We start from the raw sequence: 18,041 nt of genomic DNA on the forward strand, positions 1-18,041 counted from the left end.
CCTAGGACATACGTTTCTTTGCTTCTAATTCAATTTTTTTGACTACTTCTTGAATGTTCAATCCAGTTGTATCAAGGTAGACAGCGTCCTCTGCTTGTTTGAGAGGCGAAGTCTCACGATGACTATCCTTGTAGTCACGCGCAGCAATTTCCTCTTTTAGGGTTTCAAGGTCTGTTTCAATTCCCTTGGCAATATTTTCCTTGTAACGGCGTTCTGCTCTTTCATCAACAGAAGCTACTAAGAAAATTTTCAATTCTGCTTGTGGCAATACAACAGTCCCAATATCGCGACCATCCATGACAATCCCACCTTGCTGGGCAATCTCTTGTTGGAGAGAAACTAGTTTCTCACGTACTTCAGGAATTGCTGCAATAGCAGAAACATGATTGGTCACTTCATTTTCACGAATAGGATGAGTAATGTCCACATCTCCTACAAAGACAAGTTGTTCTCCAGTTTCTGAGCGCCCAAAGCTGATTGGATGCTGGTCCAATAAGGCTAAAAGTTCCTCAATTTCTTCCACTCCTAACTGGTGTTTCAGAGCCATATAGGTCGCCGCACGATACATAGCACCTGTATCTAGATAGGTATAACCAAAATTTTTAGCAATAATCTTAGCAACCGTACTCTTACCGCTTGAAGCTGGACCATCGATAGCAATTTGAATTGTTTTCATATCAACTCCTATTTGATTTTGATAACATCACCTGGATTAGCAAACCAAGACCCTGTAGCCATATGTCCAGGATTCAAGGCCTCTAGCTGAGCAATCGAGATTCCTGCACGAGCGGCAATGGTTGCTTCTCCTTCTCCAGCCTGAACTGTAATTGTCCCTTCACTATCAGTATGCTCTTCAGAATGACTTTCACTAGAAGAGCTCTCTGTAGAAGTTGCTTCTTCAGTCTTGCTAGATGAAGATGCGGATTCTTCTGTTACAGAGGTTGAAACAGGGGCAGATGAATCATAAAAATCTTTCAAGGCTGCTGTACGATTACTCCCTCCACTTGAAAGGTAAATCAATACTATTATCATTACTACAACAATCACGAAAAAGAGACTAGCTAGAATCGTCAAGACACGATTTGCAACAATACCTGTACCTTTTTGATTACGTTGATGTCGTTCCGTTCTCGTCTGTTCTTCTTGATTCTCATAAATATCTTCTTGCCACGGTTCTTTTGCCATACCTTACTCCTTGTTTTTTTTTACTTTTCTTATTACAATATAAATATGAAAATCACACTTATACCTGAACGTTGCATTGCCTGTGGGCTTTGCCAAACTTATTCTGAATTATTTGATTACCACGATAATGGAATCGTGCGTTTTTACGATGACCCTGACCAACTAGAAAAAGAAATCTCTCCTAGTCAGGACGTCGTAGAAGCTGTTAGAAACTGTCCGACACGTGCCTTGATTAAAGATTAACTCTAATATCGATAAGAACGTTCCACTCCTTCTAGTTTAGCATATTTCCATGCAAAATTATAGTCTTTTCTCTTTATTTTTTTCTGTAAAATCAGGAAGGTCACTTTTTTCTTTGACGAGATAAAGTGGTCTTTTTTTAGTCTCTAGATAAATCTTACTGATATACTTGCCGAGAATCCCAATGGTCAAGAGTTGGATTCCCCCAAGAAAGAGAATGACAGCCATCAGAGAGGTCCAACCTGATGTCGGATTGCCCAAAATAAGGGTCCGAACCACAACGAAAAAGGTCATAAGCAGAGAAATAAAACAAGATAGGAGACCAGCCACAAAGGCGATAATCAAGGGAAAATCTGAAAAATTAACAATCCCTTCAATGGAGTAGAAAAAGAGTTGCCTAAAACTCCAACTGGTCTTGCCAGCCTGCCTTTCGACATTTGGATAGTCCAGATAATGGGTTTTAAAGCCTACCCAGGCAAATAGTCCCTTAGAAAAACGATTGGACTCCGTCAAGCTTAAAATGGCATCGACTACAGACCTTCTCATCATGCGAAAATCACGGACACCTGCCGGCAGGGCTACTGGACTAATTTTTTGCATGAGGCGGTAAAAGAGATTAGCGCAGAGACTACGTAAAACTGGTTCTCCCTCCCTACTGGTTCTCCGTGTTCCAACACAGTCCAAGTCTGCATTTTGGTCTAGTAATTTTTTCATCTCAAGCAACATACTAGGAGGATCCTGGAGGTCTGCATCCATAACCACCACCAAATCTCCTGTCGCATATTGCAAACCTGCATAGAGTGCTGCTTCTTTGCCAAAATTTCGCGAGAAAGAAATATAATGAACTGCTGGATTTTGCTCCCGATAGGCCTTTAAGAGTTTCAAGGTCCCATCACTTGATCCATCATCGACAAAGACATACTCGATTTCTGTTTCCAAATCTGGAAGTAAATCTTCCAAAGCCTGATAAAAAAGAGGAAGTACTTCCTCTTCGTTTAAACAGGGGACAATGATTGACATCACCATCTTAGTCTTCAAATCCATTTGGATGCTTGCTTTGCCAACGCCATGCGTCTTCACACATTTGGGTGATGTCTAGTTCTGCTTCCCAACCAAGTTCTGCTTTGGCTTTTGCAGGATCTGAATAGCAGGCTGCGATATCACCTGGGCGACGGTCTACAATGCGGTAAGGAATTGGACGTCCCACTGCTTTTTCCATGTTTTGAATAATTTCAAGAACAGAATAACCTTTACCTGTTCCAAGGTTATAAACGTTTAGACCTGAACCTTTTTGGATTTTTTGTAGAGCTGCAACGTGACCTTTAGCCAAATCGACAACGTGGATATAATCACGAACACCAGTTCCATCTTCCGTATCGTAGTCGTCTCCAAACACTTGCACTTGCTCTAATTTCCCAACTGCTACTTGAGTCACATATGGCAAGAGGTTGTTTGGAATACCGTTTGGATTTTCTCCCAAATCACCACTCTCATGTGCTCCGATTGGGTTGAAATAACGAAGTAAGACCACATTCCATTCTGAGTCTGCCTTGTAGATATCGGTCAAAATTTCCTCTAGCATAAGTTTGGTACGACCGTATGGATTGGTCACTGAAAGTGGGAAATCTTCCAAGATTGGCACGGTGTGCGGATCCCCGTAAACTGTCGCAGAAGAACTGAAAATAATGTTTTTACAGTTGTTTTCTTCCATGACCTTCAAAAGACTAACAGTTCCAGCGATATTGTTGTCATAGTAGGCAAGAGGAATACGGGTAGATTCACCGACAGCCTTCAAGCCAGCAAAGTGAATGACCCCTGTTGGTTCTTCTTGCTTGAAAATATCTCTTAGAGTATCGGTATCACGGATATCTGCCTCATAGAAAGGCACTTCAACTCCTGTGATTCTTTCAACAACTTCTAAACTTTTGCGATTGCTGTTGACAAGGTTATCCACCACAACAACCTGATGACCTGCTTGGATTAACTCAATAACAGTGTGGGTCCCGATAAAACCTGCCCCACCCGTTACTAAAATCTTTTCTTGCATCTTCTTTCCTCGATTCTCGGATTATTTTTTCTTATTTTACCATTTTTGATAGGGAATGTCATTTGCCATCCTAGAGGGGAGGCTAAAATTTCAGTAAAATTCTTATTCTCTTTTTACTCGTTTGACATAGTTTTCAATTGGATAGTTTAGAGGATCCAAAGTCATCTCCTTGTCTTGGATCAGTTGAGCTAGATGGTAACCAATGATAGGACCCGTTGTGAGGCCTGATGAACCTAGTCCACTAGCAGCATAGACACCTTCCAATTCTGGCACTTGCCCAAAGAAAGGAGAGAAATCACTGGTATAGGCACGGATTCCCACACGCTCAGCTCTTGAAGTCGCTCTAGCTAAAACTGGATAATGGGGCAAGGCTGCCTCCTCCATTTGTTTGAGCAAGATTTTATCTACCGTCAAATCAAATCCCATATCATTTTCATGGGTAGCACCTAAGGACAATTTCCCACCTGCAAAAGGAATCAAATCCCACTCCCCTTCAGGCATAACAACAGGGTAAGCTTCCATGTCTTGGGCAAGTTGATAATCTCGGAGTTGCCCCTTTTGGGGACGAACATCTACTTCATAACCTAAAGGCTCTAACAGGTGTCCCAACCAAGCTCCCGCCGCCAAAATAACCTGATCAAACACCTCTTCGTCAATCTGGTAACCTGATGCTAAAGGTGTCAGAGTTACTTTTTCTTTGACCAGCTTGACCTGACTGGCTTCTAGTAAACGAGTCACTAAGAGTTGACCATCTACTCTCGCTCCACCAGAAGCATAGAGCAAGCGATCAAATCCCTGCAAGCCAGGGAATAATTCATTAGCTGATGCTGGGTCCAGAATGGCTAATTGCCCTATCAAAGGAGATTCTTCTCTGCGCTGGAGGGCTAGTTGATAGAGTTCTTCCAACTTAGTTTCATCCTTTTTCAGGAGAAAGACTCCCGAACGCTGGTAAAAATCGATTTCTTGTCCTGACTTCTCTAAATCAGCTAATAAATCCACATAAAAGTCAGCCCCCAAGCGCGCCATCTTATACCAGGCCTTATTGCGGCGTTTGGAAAACCAAGGGCTGATAATTCCTGCTGTGGCCTTGGTAGCCTGACCTTGTCCATGGTCAAAAACGGTCACCTCTAGGTCACTTTCTTTCGAGAGGTAGTAGGCAGCTGTTGCTCCCACAATTCCTGCTCCGATAATAGCAACTTTTTTCATTGTTTTCACTTTCTAACTAGATATGGTGGAAAGGATTGGTCGATGCTTGACTAGGCAAAATATCAATAGTCCAGTCTTTTTCCTCTTTCCATTGACTAAGGAATGCTGCGATTTTTTCCACAAAAAGCACTTCAATATAGTGACCTGGGTCCAAGGCTAGCAAGCCATCAGACAACATATCCTGGGCAGTGTGGTAGTAAATATCACCAGTGATATAGACATCCGCTCCTTTAGCTAAAGCATCCTTATAGAAAGACTGCCCGCTTCCACCACAGATGGCCACTCTTGAAATAGGCTTCTTCAAATCACTCTCTTGATAATGCACCATTCGAAGACTATCTAGACCAAAGACTTGCTTGACATTCTGGGCCAATTCCCTAAATGTCTGAGGCTGAACATTTCCAATACGACCAATTCCACGTTCAGGACCTGTTTCCTGCAGATAAGTCGTCTCCTCAATGCCTAGCATCTGGCAGAACCAGTCATTAAGGCCATTTTCAACGATGTCAATATTGGTATGGCTGACATAAACTGCAATGTCATGCTTGATGAGATCAATGTAAATCTGATTTTGCGGACGGCTGGCGACCAAGTCCTTGATAGGACGGAAAATCGGCGCGTGCTTAACGATAATCAAATCCACACCCTTTTCAATGGCCTCTGCCACCGTCTCTTCACGAATATCCAGAGCAACCATGACCCTTTGGATATCCTTGTCTAGAGTTCCGATTTGCAGGCCACGACTGTCTTCCTCCATGGAAAATTCCTGAGGGCAAAAAGCTTCATACGCGTTAATCACTTCACTTGCTAGCATGGAGAACCTCCTTGATGGCTTGAATTTTATCCACTAGAACTTGACGTTCCTCCAGATTTTTTTCTGGGATTTGTCCGAGGGCAAACTCTAGCTTAACAGCTTCTTTTTGCCATTTTTGGACAAAGACTGGACTGACCTCTTTGGACAAAAAAGGACCAAAGCGGACATCGCTAGCTGATAACTTCATTTGTCCTGCTTCCACCACCAAAATCTCGTAAAACTTGCCAGCTTCTTCTAAGATGCTTTCAGCTACAATCTGAAATCCGTTCTCTTGTAGCCAGATACGCAAGTCGTCTTCACGATTATTAGGCTGGAGGATCAATCGTTCTACATTAGCCAGCTTGTCCAAGCCTTCTTCTAAAATCCTAGCAATCAAACGGCCGCCCATGCCAGCAATAGTGATGACCGACACTCGGTCTGCCTCTTCAAAAGCTGCCAAGCCATTGGCTAAACGGACTTGGATTTTCTCCTTTAGACCGTAAGCCTCAACATTTTTAACCGCAGACTGATAGGGGCCTTCCACCACCTCACCCGCAATGGCACTTTTGATTCGACCTCTTTCGACCAACTCGATAGGCAGATAAGCATGGTCACTTCCCACATCTAGTAAAATGGCTCCCTGTGGCACAAAGGAAGCCACTAATTCTAATCTCTTTGAAATCATCTTCTCTCACTTTCCAAACTCTGTTACCTCTTATTATACCACATTTCAGCTGGCAATCTTGTACCTAAAAAGACCGCAATCCACAGATTGCAGCCTTTCTTTATTTTCTAGCTTGGTAGCGACTGGTTAAGATAAATATCACGGTAAAGACCAACATCATGACACCATAAACAGGTAATGTTTGTCCTGTTAAGGTTGAAATTTCAAGCAGTTTTTGGATTCTTGGGAAGAGAGCTGTGGCTAGGAAGCCTCCTACTGACCAAACAATCAAGAGGACACGCCAGAGGGTAAATGGCATGCAGGCTCTAAATACGGATAAGAAACCAATTGACCCCAAGAGATAATAGAGTAGAGTTGAGATTTCTAACTCAGACCAACCTTGACTCGCTCCAAATATTTTCACAAAAAGAACGCTGAACACAACCATGAGAGCACTTGGTAGAGCACGAAGCATGGATCTTCTGAGGAAGTTTGGCTCGACAGGTTTGATATTTCGCTCAAAAGTTAGAACGAATGGTGGGAAACCTTCCACGAACTGGTCAATCATGGTAATCTGGATTGGAATGAATGGGAAAATCAAGATCCACTCTGACCGACCTAGTAAAGCACTGGCGATACAGATAATTGCGAGCAAGAAAGAATAGATGGTCTTTATCAAGAAAATCGGTGCAATGTGGGCAATGTTATTGACCACGCGACGACCTTCAAATAGAATCTCAGGAACATCATTAAAGTCAGAGTTCAAGAGAACCAAATTGGCAATCTGACGCGTCGCCGGATCCCCTTCCGCCATTACGATGGAACAATCCGCCTCACGAAGAGCCAAGATATCATTAACCCCATCCCCTGTCATAGCCGTTGTATGACCTGCTTTTTTCAGCGTTTGGATGATGAGTTTCTTTTGATGAGGGGAAACCCGTCCGAAAATGGCAGTATCCTCAGCCATAGCAACCAATTCCTCATCCGTGATTTTCGAACAATCTACATAACTCTGATAGTCTACAAAACCTGCTTTTTGGGCAATACTTGAAACAGTGACTGGATTATCACCAGAGATAATCTTGAGCCCCACTTCCTGAGAACGGAGATAGTCCAGCGTCTCTGCTGCTCCCTCTCGAATGGGGTCCAAGATTTCCAGCAAGGCTAGAGCCTGAATATCAGAAGGTTTCTGCGGTCTGTGATGGTCTAATTTCTCCTGACTAAGAGCTAAGACCAAGACACGTGAACCTCTCTCCAAGGCCTCTCTGGTTTCTGGAACCTCAGAATCCAGCAACATCTCAGGCGCCCCTAAGAAAACTGTTCCCAAACCTTCTAACTCCATGGCTCCCCACTTGCGGTCACTTGAGAAAGGCAGATTGGAGATCATAGGATAGACTACCTGACCTTGGAAACGCTGGCGAATAGCTTGAGCTGTTGGATTTTTATCCTCACTGTGAGCTATGTAGCTGGCTAAAATGCTGGCAATGGTCTCTTCACCATAAGTTTCCGTCAGTGGAAGAACAGCCTCCACCTGCATCTTCCCTTGGGTGATGGTACCCGTCTTGTCCAAACAGAGCATGTCCACGCGTGCCAAGGTCTCAACAGAGTACATCTCCTGAACCAAGACCTTTTTCAAGCCCAACTTAATCACCGCAGTCAAGAGCGAAGTAATGGTCAAAAGGGCGATTCCCTTGGGCAACATTCCCAAAAGGGCTGTTGACGAATTTACAACGGATGACTTGAGGGGCAAGCCTTTTAAAAGCAAAGCTTCTAGCAAGAGAGCCAGACCAAAAGGAATGATAATCTTCCCAGTAAAACCAGCTAGCTTGTCCAGCGATTTCATGATACGAGAGTTGATTGGTTTAACGGTCTTGGCTTCCAGCATGAGCTTGGCAGCATAGTTGTCTGCACCGACATGGTGAACTTGAGCTAAAACTGACCCACTAGCTAGGAAACTTCCTGACAAAAGCAAGGCATCCACTTCCTTTTGCACCAAATCACTTTCCCCCGTCAACATGGCTTCATTAACCTCCGCAAAGCCTTCCAAAACCAAGGCATCACTGGGAATCTGCTCCCCAGCAGACAGACGAATCACATCTCCTAACACCAATTCTTCAGGATTCAGAGCCACTTCTTGGCCATCACGAATAGACTTGACCTTTTCCTTGGTCATGAGATTGAGCTTGTCCACCATGTGTTTAGCCCGCAGCTCAGTCACAATTCCAGAAAAAGCGTTAAAGCAGATAACGGCAAAGAAGACCAGATTGCTCCAAGCCTGCACAAAGGCAAGGGCCAAAGCAATGGCAAAGTTCAAAGCGTTAAAAAGGGTAAAGACATTTCGTTTAACGATTTGCCAAGTGCTAGTACTGGCCGATGCGGTAAAATCATTGACCAAGCCCTTAGCCTGTCTTTCCTTGACTTCTCTTTGGGTTAATCCCATAATCTTATTTTTATCCATAAATTCTATCATATCATTTTTTCTAAAAGAATTCTAATCTCATCCCAAATATGGACCTGGTCAAGGGAAAAGTTTGCCAGCCCTCCTTTGATAAGGTATAATAATAACAAGAAAAGAATCGAAGGAGATCGCATGTTTTATACTTATTTACGTGGATTAGTTGTCTTGCTCCTATGGTCCATCAATGGCAATGCCCACTATCATAATACTGATAAAATTCCTAATCAAGATGAAAATTATATTCTGGTTGCCCCTCACCGTACCTGGTGGGATCCTGTTTACATGGCCTTTGCGACCAAGCCAAAACAATTTATCTTTATGGCCAAAAAAGAGCTCTTTACCAACCGTATCTTTGGCTGGTGGATTCGTATGTGTGGCGCCTTTCCCATCGACCGTGAAAATCCTAGCGCCTCAGCCATCAAATACCCTATCAATGTCCTCAAAAAAAGTGATCGCTCTCTTATCATGTTTCCAAGTGGGAGCCGTCACTCAAACGATGTCAAGGGTGGCGTAGCCTTGATTGCCAAAATGGCCAAGGTCCGTATCATGCCGGTTACCTACACCGGTCCCATGACTTTGAAGGGCTTAGTTAGCCGTGAACGTGTCGATATGAACTTTGGAAATCCAATTGATATCTCCGATATCAAGAAAATGAATGACGAAGGCATTGAAACAGTCGCCAATCGTATCCAAACAGAATTTCAACGTTTGGACCAAGAAACGAAACAATGGCACAATGATAAAAAACCAAACCCACTCTGGTGGTTTATCCGCATTCCTGCCCTCATCCTTGCCATTATCCTCGCTATCCTAACTATCATCTTTAGCTTTATCGCAAGCTTCATCTGGAATCCAGATAAAAAGAGAGAGGCTCTTGGTTAAAAAATACAACAATCCCTTGGCAAAAGCCAAGGGATAAATCTTTTATTCGATTTTCCATTTTTGGGTCAACCAGCTAGAAAAGGCTAAAAATCGTTCAGCCACTTGTTCATGATGTCCATAAGGATCAAAGACAAACTGACCGTTCGGATAGCGTTTCTGAAGACTGATATGAATCTGCTCAGCATAGGCTGGTGCTTGAGCCAAGCGATTAGTATGGTGTGCTCCTTCTGTTTGACCGTTCTGTAAATACAGCAAACAGTCTAGATTTTTCACTGTCTCTGCCTTGCAGTAAGTCACAAAATCAGGATACCAAAAGGAACCGCAGATTGAAAAGACACAGGAAACCTTGTCAAAGCTGAAAAGACTGTAGACTGCCGCCAAACCACCTAGTGAATACCCTCCATAAGCAAGGCGAGTTTCGTCCAGGCGATAAAGCGACTGCAGCTTGTCTAAAAGACCTCCAAATAAATGATCATGATAGGCCTTGGCCTGACCTCCAAAATCTGGAGCTCCATCTCTCAGAGCAGCTGCTTTCCAAGGAGTGTAGTCATCTAGGCGATTTTTAGAGGTCAAGCCCACTAAAATCACAGATTCTGAAAGGGATGATAGGAAATCCAAGTTTCCATCATTCAATAAAATAGCTGGATAGGTTTGATTGGGGTCGTAGTTAGAAGGAAGGCTGATTTTGACTTGAATTCCTTCCCAATCAAACTCATTATTTATTGATAAAGTCATTGATTTTCTCAAGGGAATCAATCACTGCTGGACCATAGTCCATCAACTCATCGTAAGAAATGGTCATGATTTTTTGATTCTTAATAGCAGGAACGCTTTCCAAAACAGCATTTGCCTTCATCAACTCTACTGCTTTTTCATCCAATTTTTTATTGCGGTCGCTGGTTACATAGATAATCAATTCAGGATCCATTGACACGAGGTTTTCCAAGGTCAAGCCTGATGTCCCCGTAGCAACGTTTGTATAACCAAGTTGGTTCAGCAAACTTTCTTGCAAAGCAGACTTGTAGGCACCGAAGGTTTCATCATTATAAGCAACCATAATCAAAGCCTTTTTCTTTTCACCTTGACTTGCTGGGTTTGCTTTCTTAACAGCATCAATTTTAGCTTGTAATTGGGCTGCGTATTCATTAGCCTTGTCCTGAACATTAAAAATCATTCCCAGATTTTTGACATCTTCTACAATATTTCCCAAATCTTGCTGAATTGTTGAGAGAGAAGCTTTTTGCGTATAAACTGGGATTTTGTTTTCATTCCAAGTGCTAATTATCCCCAAGGATTTTTCAGAAAACATCATGTTTCGACCCATCACAGCATCTGGCTCATAAGAAAGGACTGTCTCTTGTGACACTGTTTTTTTATCCCCAATTTGAGGAATAGCTGCAATAGCATCCTTGTATTTGTCCGTCACAGCATTGTCTGGATTGAGCATGCCAGCAATTTTATCCTTCAAGCCTAACTCCAATAAGATTTCAGTGGTTGAAAGATTGTTGGTGATAACTTTTTCAGGTGCCTTGTCAAAGACTTGTTCGACTTCATTTCCTTTCGCGTCATAGGTTTTGACCGTTAGTGGATAAGTCGTCTCTGCGCTCGCCTTTTGACTTGTTTCTGCGCTTGATTGTGTGGTAGCTTTTTCTGTAGTAGTATTACCACACGCTGCCATGGTTAGGGTAGCTACTGTTACGAGTAAAATGCTTAGTGTTTTTTTCATCTTGTTTTCCTTTTCATTCTTATAAATAGTGAATCATGGCTTGCTGATCCTCGGTCCAAGTAACCTGACTTTGAACTCCGTATACAGTTTGCAATGACTCAGGGGTGATGGTCTCCTTTGGAGTCCCTTGGTAAAGGATTTCTCCCTCTTTCATCAGATAGAGATAATCCGAATAGCGACAAGCAAGTTGAATATCATGTAGAACAGCTAGAACATTGACCTTGAGATTTTTCACAATGGCCAACAAGTCTAGCTGATACCTGATATCCAGGTGATTGGTTGGTTCGTCTAGGAGCAAGAGAGTCGGTTCTTGCGCCAAGGCGCGGGCTAATAAGACTCGTTGTTTCTCCCCCCCTGACAGAGACGAATAGAGACGAGTTTTCTTCTCGAGCATATCCACCTTGACAAGAGCATCTTGAACGAGGGCATAATCTCTTTCCCTTTCCTTCTGTAAAAAAGAGAGGTGGGGAGTTCTACCCAGCAAGACGATTTCCTCAACTGTACAATCAAACTGCAATTGATTAAACTGGGTGACAACTGCCATTTGCTTAGCTGTTTCTTTGAGTGACCAATGCTCCAGCGGTTTTCCATCTAGGTTTATCAAGCCTTTATCCGCCTTTTCCTGACGATAGAGGAGTTTAAGCAGGCTGGTTTTTCCACTTCCATTTGGTCCTAGTATCGTGTGAAATTGATTCCCTTCAACCTTAAGAGAAACTCCCTTGAGGATTTTTTTCTCTCCCAGTCCAAAATGGATATCCTTACAAATCAAGTCCATGTCAGACCCTCACCTCCCTTCGCCTACCTCCAACAATGTAGATAAAGAAGGGAGCACCTACCAAGGCTGTGAAAATACCAATAGGAAGCTCTGCGTTTGGAATGATGATACGAGAGAGTACGTCTGCCCAAATGACAAAGAGGGCACCTAGCAAGGTTGCAACAGGAAAAAGCCTCTTGTAATTCGTTCCTACTAATCCTCGAGCTAAATGTGGAGTAATCAGACCGACAAATCCAATAATCCCACAGGTTGCTACTAATACTGCTGTCAGCACAGCCACCATGGTCACATAAAGATACCAATAAAAACGTAAGGGAATCCCCAAAGTTAAAGCAGCCTCATCTCCCATCATCATCGCATTGAAAACACGATACTGAGTAGAGAAAAATAGAAAGGCTATTCCTACTACTATAGTTGGCAGGACCAAGTCTGCCCAGGAAGTCCCAGCGAGCGAGCCCATGGTCCAAAACTTAATGGTCATCACACTGTCCGCATTAGCTCCGACTGAGATAATAAAGTTGGAAAATGCCAGAAAGAGAGCGTTGACCACCGTTCCTGATAAAATCAGACTGGAAGTCGTCATCCTTCCCTGAATAGAGGCAATGATGAGGACAGCAATTGTTGCCAAAATAGCTCCAAGAAAAGCTCCAAGGCTAATCACCAATTTTAAACCAAGAATGATGCTCAAGGTTGCCCCTAGAGTTGCACCCGCAGATATTCCTAAGACATAAGGCTCTGCGATGGGATTGTTCACTGTAGACTGCATCACGCTACCACACATAGAAAGGCCTGCTCCTACTATCAAGCCTAACAATACTCGAGGGAATCTCATGTTCCATACAATGGCAAGAGTCGACTTGGAAACCTCTCCTACCTCAAGAGGAAACCCCAACCTGCTCAAAATAATCCGATAGGTATCGCCTAGATCAATCGCAACGGATCCCATTGAAACTGCTAGAAAGAGGGAAATTCCTAAAACACCTAGTAAAATACCTAAAAGCAATACAAATTGCAGGTCCTGTCGGCTTCCAGAAAATTTGGAAAGCATGCAAACCTCCTTTGATAGAATCTTAAAAATTTAGAAAATTCTCATGAAAAGTATACCATATTTTTAACTATGGAACAAGATGAGAAAAATGAATATAGTTGGTCTTACAGTACTAATAATCGTAACCGAAGATTATACTTGAGTATATCGAGGTAAAGTGACACCATAAAAAGCCCTCTGAAAATAGAGAGCCACCTGTTTATATAATTAGTGAGAATCTTTATGTCACCAATTCTCCCACTGGGTTTCGACTTTCACCTCGCCATAGTTGCTTGGTGAGTACTTACTGTCATAAATCGAGAACCAATCTTTCAGGACTTTCTGATTTACGATTTCGTCGTAGTCCTTCTCTAATTCTTCTTTAGAAATATTATTTTTTCTTAAATATTCTCTTACTTTTTCTTCATCATCAATAAATTGGCCTGGTTTCCTTGGCTCTTCAAAAATCGCAAGTTTCTTTTTGAGCACTTTCTTTTGCAGATTATAGTGTGCTGAATACCATAGGGTAATATTCGAATCAGTCTTTCTTTCAAAACGAATCGACATCCCTTTAATACCTGAACCAAAATTAAAGTTAATGGTTATATCACTATAGCCTTTGGGAAGAGTTTCATACTTTCCAAAAGGAGTATAGGATATATTTGGATCATCACTTGGCCAACCTGGACTGATTTTAAACCCATCTATATGCCTTAAAATATTATTTGTACGATATGTCTTCTCTGTCTCCTGGTAGATTTCATCAAAAATATTTTTAGGTTGTTTAGGAAAAAAGTAAAAACAAACTGATACAAGTAATACAATTATTGTTAAAACACCTAGTATTTTCTTCATGCTATCACCAATTCTCCCACTGGGTTTCAATCTTGACATCGCCATAATTACTTGGTGAATACTTGCTGTCATAAATCGAGCACCAATCTTTCAAGACTTTCTGGTTGACGATTTCGTCGAAGTCTTTCTCTAATTCTTCTTTAGAAATATTATTTTTTCTTAAATATTCTCTTACTTTTTCTTCATCATCAATAAATTGGCCTGGTTTCCTTGGCTCTTCAATGATGGCAAGCTCTTTTTTTAGCACTTTCTTTTGCATATTATAGTGTGCCGAATACCATAGGGTAATATTCGAATTAGTCTTTCTTTCAAAAAGAATCAACACCCCCTTTATACCTTTTCCAAAATTAAGGTCAATGGTTATATCACTATAGCCTTTGGGAAGAGTTTCATACTTTCCAAAAGGAGTATAAGATATATTTGGGTCATCACTTGGCCAATCCGGTCTGATTTTAAACCCATCTATATGCCTTAAAATATTATTTGACCGATATGTTTTCTCCGTTTCTTGGTAAATTTCATCAAAAATATTTTTAGGTTGTTTAGGAAAAAAGTAAAAACAAACTGATACAAGTAATACAATTATTGTTAAAACACCTAGTATTTTCTTCATGTTATCACCAATTCTCCCACTGGGTTTCAACCTTGACCTCACCATAATTGCTTGGCGAGTACTTGCTGTCATAGATAGAACACCAGTCCTTCAAAACTTTCTGGTTGACGATTTCGTCGTAGTATGTATCCAAGTCCTTAGCAGTGATGCCGTACTTTTCTAGATAGGATCTCACCTGAGCCTCGTCTTCGATATAGCTATCCTCATTTCCTGATAATACTATCTGAATTGACTTTGTGATTGTTTTAGTGTTTGGATTATATTTGCTGATCATCCATATCTTCGTTCCATCAGCTATTTTTCTCTCAACTGAAACAAACATTTTACTATACGCTTTCTCAAAATTAAATCCAACTCTCAGTTCAAGATAATCCTCTGGAAGAGTCTTATACTTTCCTAAAGGGCTATATTTAAAATAATCTCCATCACTTGGCCAGACATCATCGATTTCAAAACCTTCTATATTTCTTAAAATATTATTTGTGCGATAGGTTTTCTCTGTCTCCTGGTAGATTTCATCAAAAATATTTTTAGGTTGATGGATAAAAAAGTAGAAACAGGATGATATGATTATCACGAATAAGGTTACTAAACCGAGAATTTTCTTCATGTTATCACCAATTCTCCCACTGGGTTTCAATCTTGACATCGCCATAGTTGCTTGGCGAGTACTTACTGTCATAAATGGAGCACCAATCTTTTAAAACTTTCTGGTTGACGATTTCGTCGTAATGTTTGTCTAAATCTTCTTTGGTTATGTTATATTTTTTTAAATAGTCTCTTATTTTTTCTTCATCTTTGAGGTACTCTCCAGCCTTTCTTGGTTCCTCTAAAATCGCAAGTTCTTTCTCTATAGTTTTACTTTTAATATTGTAATAACTGAAATACCACAAAGAAAACTTCGAGTTTACTTTCCATTCAAACCAAATAAACATTCCTTTGTTTATACTATCGAAATTAAACTCTATTTCAGTCTCGGAATAATTTTCAGGAAGATAATTATCAATGTAAATTACCTTGGGAGTATACTTTCCTGTTCCCTGCATATCTTTATCATATTTTTCATACTTATGTACTTCAACATCTTTCAACTGGTTAAAAACATTGTTTCCAAGATAAGTCTTCTCCGTTTCTTGGTAAATTTCATCAAAAATGTTTTTAGGTTGATGGATAAAAAAGTAGAAACAGGATGATACAATTATCACGAATAAGGCTACTAAACCGAGAATTTTCTTCATGTTATCACCAATTCTCCCACTGGGTTTCGACTTTCACCTCACCATAGTTGCTTGGCGAGTATTTGCTGTCATAAATAGTACACCAGTCTTTTAAGACTTTCTGGTTGACGATTTCGTCGTAATAAGAATCCAAATCCTTAGCTGTAATACCATACTGCTCTAAGTATGATTTCACTTGCGCTTCGTCTTCGATATAAGTTTCCGTATCTGCTTTCTTTAAAACTACTCTCACAGATTTTTTTAAAGTACGGTCTTGATAAGTATATTTATTCCATATCCTGACTCTCGTGTTTAGTCCTACTTGCCTCTCGAATGAAACGGAGCTTAATTGAGATGTATATTCAAAATTAAACCCAATTTCTATCTCAGAATAATCTGACGGAGTTTTCTCTTTGTTGTATAATCCAAACGGAGTGTACAAAATATTGGGGTCATCACTTGGCCAATCCGGTCTGATTTTAAACCCATCTATGTTTCTTAAAATATTATTTGTATGATATGTCTTCTCCGTCTCCTGGTAGATTTCATCAAAAATATTTTTAGGTTGTTTAGGAAAAAAGTAAAAACAAACTGATACAAGTAATACAATTATTGTTAAAACACCTAGTATTTTCTTCATGCTATCACCAATTCTCCCACTGGGTTTCGACTTTCACCTCGCCATAGTTGCTTGGTGAGTACTTACTGTCATAAATCGAGCACCAATCTTTCAGGACTTTCTGATTTACGATTTCGTCGTAGTCCTTCTCTAATTCTTCTTTGGTTATGTTGTATTTTCTTAAATATTCTCTTACTTTTTCTTCATCATCAATAAATTGACCTGGTTGCCTTGGCTCTTCAAAAATCGCAAGTTCCTTTTTGAGTACTTTCTTTTTTATATTATAGTGTGCCGAATACCATAGGGTAATATTCGAATTAGTCTTTCTTTCAAAACGAATCGTCATCCCTTTAATACCTTCTTCAAAATTAAAGCTAATTTTAATTTTAGAATAATTACTAGCAGTCGTTTTGTTGTCGTAAACTCCAAACGGATTATTAGATATATTTGGGTCATCACTTGGCCAGACATCATCGATTTCAAAACCTTCTATATTTCTTAAAATATTATTTGTGCGATAGGTTTTCTCTGTTTCCTGATAGATTTCATCAAAAATGTTTTTAGGTTGCCTAGTAAAAAAGTAGAAACAGGATAATACAATTAGTGCAAATAACGCTATTAGACCTAAAATTTTTTTCATCATCATCCTCCTACTCCGCCACAGCTTCTAAACGATTTAAAAATTTTGACACACCTTTATAATTACTTTCAATATACGATTTAATGGCATCTTCCCCTTTTTCCATAATCTCTAATGGGAGGATACTGGAGTAAATAGTACTTCTAACCTGCTTCCAATCTTTATTTTTTAAGAATTCTCTTTCTCTAAGAGTCGAATCCTTTTGAAGGTCAGCATAATAGGAAGATATGGCTTGGTCATAGGATTGCCCCTTTTGCATACGACCAATAAGATTGACCGAATCGAGGTCTGCCTTGTAATCATCCTCACCAATGCTTGGTTTTTTATCCGTAGCGTTTTTAGTCGTGTCTCCCTCCCAGCCTGAAAGATCCTTGACACGCTCTCTACCGCCATAGATATCAGCTAACTGAACTTGATTAGGATTCAGATGAGTAGCCATGGTAATGGACTGGTGGGTAAAGTCTGCGTGACCTGTCACCAATTCTCCCACTGGGTTTCGACTTTCACATCGCCATAATTGCTTGGCGAGTACTTACTGTCATAAATCGAGCACCAATCTTTCAAGACTTTCTGGTTAACGATTTCGTCATAGTCTTTCTCTAATTCTTCTTTAGAAATATTATATTTTCTGAGATATTCTCTTATTTTTTCTTCATCCTCTAGATATTGACCTGGTTGCCTTGGTTCTTCAAAAATCGCAATCTCCTTTTGAAGGACTTTCTTTTTTATATTATAGTGAGCCGAATACCATAGGGTAATATCCGAATTAATCCTTTTTTCAAAAAGAATCGTCATTCCTTTAATACCTGAACCAAAGTTAAATCCAATACTTATGTCTTTATAACCTTCAGGATGAGTTTGATACTTCCCTGAAGGGGTGTATGCAAAATATTCTCCATCATTAGGCCAACCTGGACTAATTTTAAACCCATCTATGTTTCTTAAAATATTATTTGTACGATAGGTCTTCTCCGTTTCTTGGTAGATTTCATCAAAAATATTTTTAGGTTGATGGATAAAAAAGTAGAAACAGGATGATATGATTATTGCAACTAAAGCTAATATACTCAGTGTTTTCTTCATTAACTTTTCCT

General features: G+C 40.5%; 22 protein-coding genes. 2 read left to right on the forward strand and 20 right to left on the reverse strand.

The features are described 5' to 3' along the window. Position 1: 1 nt before the first annotated feature. Together cmk and D8855_RS04330 are read right to left on the reverse strand one after the other, a co-directional pair. On the reverse strand, positions 2–676 hold the full coding sequence (gene cmk / locus D8855_RS04325) for a (d)CMP kinase (RefSeq protein ID WP_049487135.1): 675 nt from the start codon (positions 674–676) through the stop codon (positions 2–4). Between the two features lie 8 nt (positions 677–684). Then, positions 685–1,185, reverse strand: coding sequence for an SAG1386/EF1546 family surface-associated protein (locus D8855_RS04330; protein ID WP_049511127.1), 501 nt, complete (start codon positions 1,183–1,185; stop codon positions 685–687). A gap of 45 nt (positions 1,186–1,230) precedes the next feature. Between D8855_RS04330 and D8855_RS04335 the strand changes: the two genes are divergently transcribed. Then, the gene (locus tag D8855_RS04335) at positions 1,231–1,428 is read left to right on the forward strand and encodes a ferredoxin (RefSeq protein ID WP_004235080.1); all 198 of its coding nucleotides are present in this window, start codon (positions 1,231–1,233) and stop codon (positions 1,426–1,428) included. A gap of 57 nt (positions 1,429–1,485) precedes the next feature. Here D8855_RS04335 and D8855_RS04340 read toward each other — a convergent pair whose 3' ends face one another. The 6 genes from D8855_RS04340 to D8855_RS04365 form a co-directional block, all read right to left on the reverse strand. Further along, positions 1,486–2,469, reverse strand: coding sequence for a glycosyltransferase family 2 protein (locus D8855_RS04340; RefSeq protein WP_161800687.1), 984 nt, complete (start codon positions 2,467–2,469; stop codon positions 1,486–1,488). Then, entirely contained in the window at positions 2,453–3,472 is a 1,020-nt protein-coding gene (gene galE / locus D8855_RS04345) for a UDP-glucose 4-epimerase GalE (protein ID WP_049491630.1), read from the reverse strand. Before galE ends, D8855_RS04340 begins: the two co-directional genes overlap by 17 nt. 102 nt (positions 3,473–3,574) lie before the next feature. Then, the gene (locus tag D8855_RS04350) at positions 3,575–4,678 is read right to left on the reverse strand and encodes an NAD(P)/FAD-dependent oxidoreductase (RefSeq protein ID WP_185757559.1); all 1,104 of its coding nucleotides are present in this window, start codon (positions 4,676–4,678) and stop codon (positions 3,575–3,577) included. Between the two features lie 16 nt (positions 4,679–4,694). After that, positions 4,695–5,492 (reverse strand): Nif3-like dinuclear metal center hexameric protein, encoded by a 798-nt coding sequence (locus tag D8855_RS04355; RefSeq protein WP_125416219.1) that lies wholly within the window; start codon positions 5,490–5,492, stop codon positions 4,695–4,697. Continuing rightward, positions 5,479–6,156, reverse strand: a complete 678-nt coding sequence (locus D8855_RS04360) for a tRNA (adenine(22)-N(1))-methyltransferase (RefSeq protein ID WP_125416221.1) — start codon at positions 6,154–6,156, stop codon at positions 5,479–5,481. Before D8855_RS04360 ends, D8855_RS04355 begins: the two co-directional genes overlap by 14 nt. Positions 6,157–6,256: 100 nt before the next feature. Continuing rightward, positions 6,257–8,593, reverse strand: coding sequence for a cation-translocating P-type ATPase (locus D8855_RS04365; protein WP_125416223.1), 2,337 nt, complete (start codon positions 8,591–8,593; stop codon positions 6,257–6,259). Positions 8,594–8,725: 132 nt separating this feature from the next. Here D8855_RS04365 and D8855_RS04370 point away from each other — a divergent pair, with 132 nt between their 5' ends. Continuing rightward, positions 8,726–9,475, forward strand: coding sequence for a lysophospholipid acyltransferase family protein (locus D8855_RS04370; protein ID WP_049540761.1), 750 nt, complete (start codon positions 8,726–8,728; stop codon positions 9,473–9,475). Positions 9,476–9,517: 42 nt separating this feature from the next. On the opposite strand, the gene D8855_RS04375 is transcribed toward D8855_RS04370, so the two are convergent. The 12 genes from D8855_RS04375 to D8855_RS04430 form a co-directional block, all read right to left on the reverse strand. Continuing rightward, positions 9,518–10,210, reverse strand: coding sequence for an alpha/beta hydrolase (locus tag D8855_RS04375; protein ID WP_125416225.1), 693 nt, complete (start codon positions 10,208–10,210; stop codon positions 9,518–9,520). Next, on the reverse strand, positions 10,191–11,201 hold the full coding sequence (locus D8855_RS04380; RefSeq protein ID WP_125416227.1) for an ABC transporter substrate-binding protein: 1,011 nt from the start codon (positions 11,199–11,201) through the stop codon (positions 10,191–10,193). The genes D8855_RS04375 and D8855_RS04380 overlap by 20 nt, the downstream gene beginning before the upstream one ends. A 19-nt stretch (positions 11,202–11,220) precedes the next feature. Continuing rightward, positions 11,221–11,976: an ABC transporter ATP-binding protein gene (locus D8855_RS04385; protein WP_094753763.1), complete on the reverse strand. Its 756-nt coding sequence runs from the start codon at positions 11,974–11,976 to the stop codon at positions 11,221–11,223. Position 11,977: 1 nt separating this feature from the next. After that, on the reverse strand, positions 11,978–13,024 hold the full coding sequence (locus tag D8855_RS04390) for a FecCD family ABC transporter permease (protein ID WP_125416229.1): 1,047 nt from the start codon (positions 13,022–13,024) through the stop codon (positions 11,978–11,980). A gap of 225 nt (positions 13,025–13,249) precedes the next feature. After that, positions 13,250–13,858 (reverse strand): TipC family immunity protein, encoded by a 609-nt coding sequence (locus tag D8855_RS04395; RefSeq protein WP_125416231.1) that lies wholly within the window; start codon positions 13,856–13,858, stop codon positions 13,250–13,252. A 4-nt stretch (positions 13,859–13,862) separates the two neighbouring features. Beyond that, positions 13,863–14,471 carry a TipC family immunity protein gene (locus D8855_RS04400; RefSeq protein ID WP_125416233.1) on the reverse strand — a complete coding sequence of 203 codons (609 nt, stop codon included), beginning with the start codon at positions 14,469–14,471 and terminating at the stop codon, positions 13,863–13,865. 4 nt (positions 14,472–14,475) lie between these two features. After that, positions 14,476–15,081, reverse strand: coding sequence for a TipC family immunity protein (locus D8855_RS04405; RefSeq protein WP_125416235.1), 606 nt, complete (start codon positions 15,079–15,081; stop codon positions 14,476–14,478). A gap of 4 nt (positions 15,082–15,085) precedes the next feature. Then, a complete protein-coding gene (locus D8855_RS04410) occupies positions 15,086–15,709 on the reverse strand; it encodes a TipC family immunity protein (protein ID WP_125416237.1) in 624 nt (207 codons plus the stop codon). A gap of 4 nt (positions 15,710–15,713) precedes the next feature. Further along, positions 15,714–16,328, reverse strand: coding sequence for a TipC family immunity protein (locus tag D8855_RS04415; RefSeq protein WP_125416239.1), 615 nt, complete (start codon positions 16,326–16,328; stop codon positions 15,714–15,716). Between the two features lie 4 nt (positions 16,329–16,332). Then, positions 16,333–16,947, reverse strand: a complete 615-nt coding sequence (locus tag D8855_RS04420) for a TipC family immunity protein (protein WP_125416241.1) — start codon at positions 16,945–16,947, stop codon at positions 16,333–16,335. 10 nt (positions 16,948–16,957) lie between these two features. Beyond that, entirely contained in the window at positions 16,958–17,425 is a 468-nt protein-coding gene (locus D8855_RS04425; RefSeq protein ID WP_094753766.1) for a hypothetical protein, read from the reverse strand. After that, positions 17,422–18,030 (reverse strand): TipC family immunity protein, encoded by a 609-nt coding sequence (locus D8855_RS04430; protein WP_094753767.1) that lies wholly within the window; start codon positions 18,028–18,030, stop codon positions 17,422–17,424. The genes D8855_RS04425 and D8855_RS04430 overlap by 4 nt, the downstream gene beginning before the upstream one ends. Between the last annotated feature and the right edge of the window lie 11 nt (positions 18,031–18,041).

The organism is Streptococcus mitis (genome assembly GCF_003942685.1).
Classification (GTDB): domain Bacteria; phylum Bacillota; class Bacilli; order Lactobacillales; family Streptococcaceae; genus Streptococcus; species Streptococcus mitis_CD.

Coding starts and splice junctions, on each gene's coding strand:
- cmk (WP_049487135.1), bottom strand. CDS start 676: ATGAAAACAATTCAAATTGCTATCGATGGTCCAGCTTCAAGCGGTAAG.
- D8855_RS04330 (WP_049511127.1), bottom strand. CDS start 1,185: ATGGCAAAAGAACCGTGGCAAGAAGATATTTATGAGAATCAAGAAGAA.
- D8855_RS04335 (WP_004235080.1), top strand. CDS start 1,231: ATGAAAATCACACTTATACCTGAACGTTGCATTGCCTGTGGGCTTTGC.
- D8855_RS04340 (WP_161800687.1), bottom strand. CDS start 2,469: ATGGATTTGAAGACTAAGATGGTGATGTCAATCATTGTCCCCTGTTTA.
- galE (WP_049491630.1), bottom strand. CDS start 3,472: ATGCAAGAAAAGATTTTAGTAACGGGTGGGGCAGGTTTTATCGGGACC.
- D8855_RS04350 (WP_185757559.1), bottom strand. CDS start 4,678: ATGAAAAAAGTTGCTATTATCGGAGCAGGAATTGTGGGAGCAACAGCT.
- D8855_RS04355 (WP_125416219.1), bottom strand. CDS start 5,492: ATGCTAGCAAGTGAAGTGATTAACGCGTATGAAGCTTTTTGCCCTCAG.
- D8855_RS04360 (WP_125416221.1), bottom strand. CDS start 6,156: ATGATTTCAAAGAGATTAGAATTAGTGGCTTCCTTTGTGCCACAGGGA.
- D8855_RS04365 (WP_125416223.1), bottom strand. CDS start 8,593: ATGGATAAAAATAAGATTATGGGATTAACCCAAAGAGAAGTCAAGGAA.
- D8855_RS04370 (WP_049540761.1), top strand. CDS start 8,726: ATGTTTTATACTTATTTACGTGGATTAGTTGTCTTGCTCCTATGGTCC.
- D8855_RS04375 (WP_125416225.1), bottom strand. CDS start 10,210: ATGACTTTATCAATAAATAATGAGTTTGATTGGGAAGGAATTCAAGTC.
- D8855_RS04380 (WP_125416227.1), bottom strand. CDS start 11,201: ATGAAAAAAACACTAAGCATTTTACTCGTAACAGTAGCTACCCTAACC.
- D8855_RS04385 (WP_094753763.1), bottom strand. CDS start 11,976: ATGGACTTGATTTGTAAGGATATCCATTTTGGACTGGGAGAGAAAAAA.
- D8855_RS04390 (WP_125416229.1), bottom strand. CDS start 13,024: ATGCTTTCCAAATTTTCTGGAAGCCGACAGGACCTGCAATTTGTATTG.
- D8855_RS04395 (WP_125416231.1), bottom strand. CDS start 13,858: ATGAAGAAAATACTAGGTGTTTTAACAATAATTGTATTACTTGTATCA.
- D8855_RS04400 (WP_125416233.1), bottom strand. CDS start 14,471: ATGAAGAAAATACTAGGTGTTTTAACAATAATTGTATTACTTGTATCA.
- D8855_RS04405 (WP_125416235.1), bottom strand. CDS start 15,081: ATGAAGAAAATTCTCGGTTTAGTAACCTTATTCGTGATAATCATATCA.
- D8855_RS04410 (WP_125416237.1), bottom strand. CDS start 15,709: ATGAAGAAAATTCTCGGTTTAGTAGCCTTATTCGTGATAATTGTATCA.
- D8855_RS04415 (WP_125416239.1), bottom strand. CDS start 16,328: ATGAAGAAAATACTAGGTGTTTTAACAATAATTGTATTACTTGTATCA.
- D8855_RS04420 (WP_125416241.1), bottom strand. CDS start 16,947: ATGAAAAAAATTTTAGGTCTAATAGCGTTATTTGCACTAATTGTATTA.
- D8855_RS04430 (WP_094753767.1), bottom strand. CDS start 18,030: ATGAAGAAAACACTGAGTATATTAGCTTTAGTTGCAATAATCATATCA.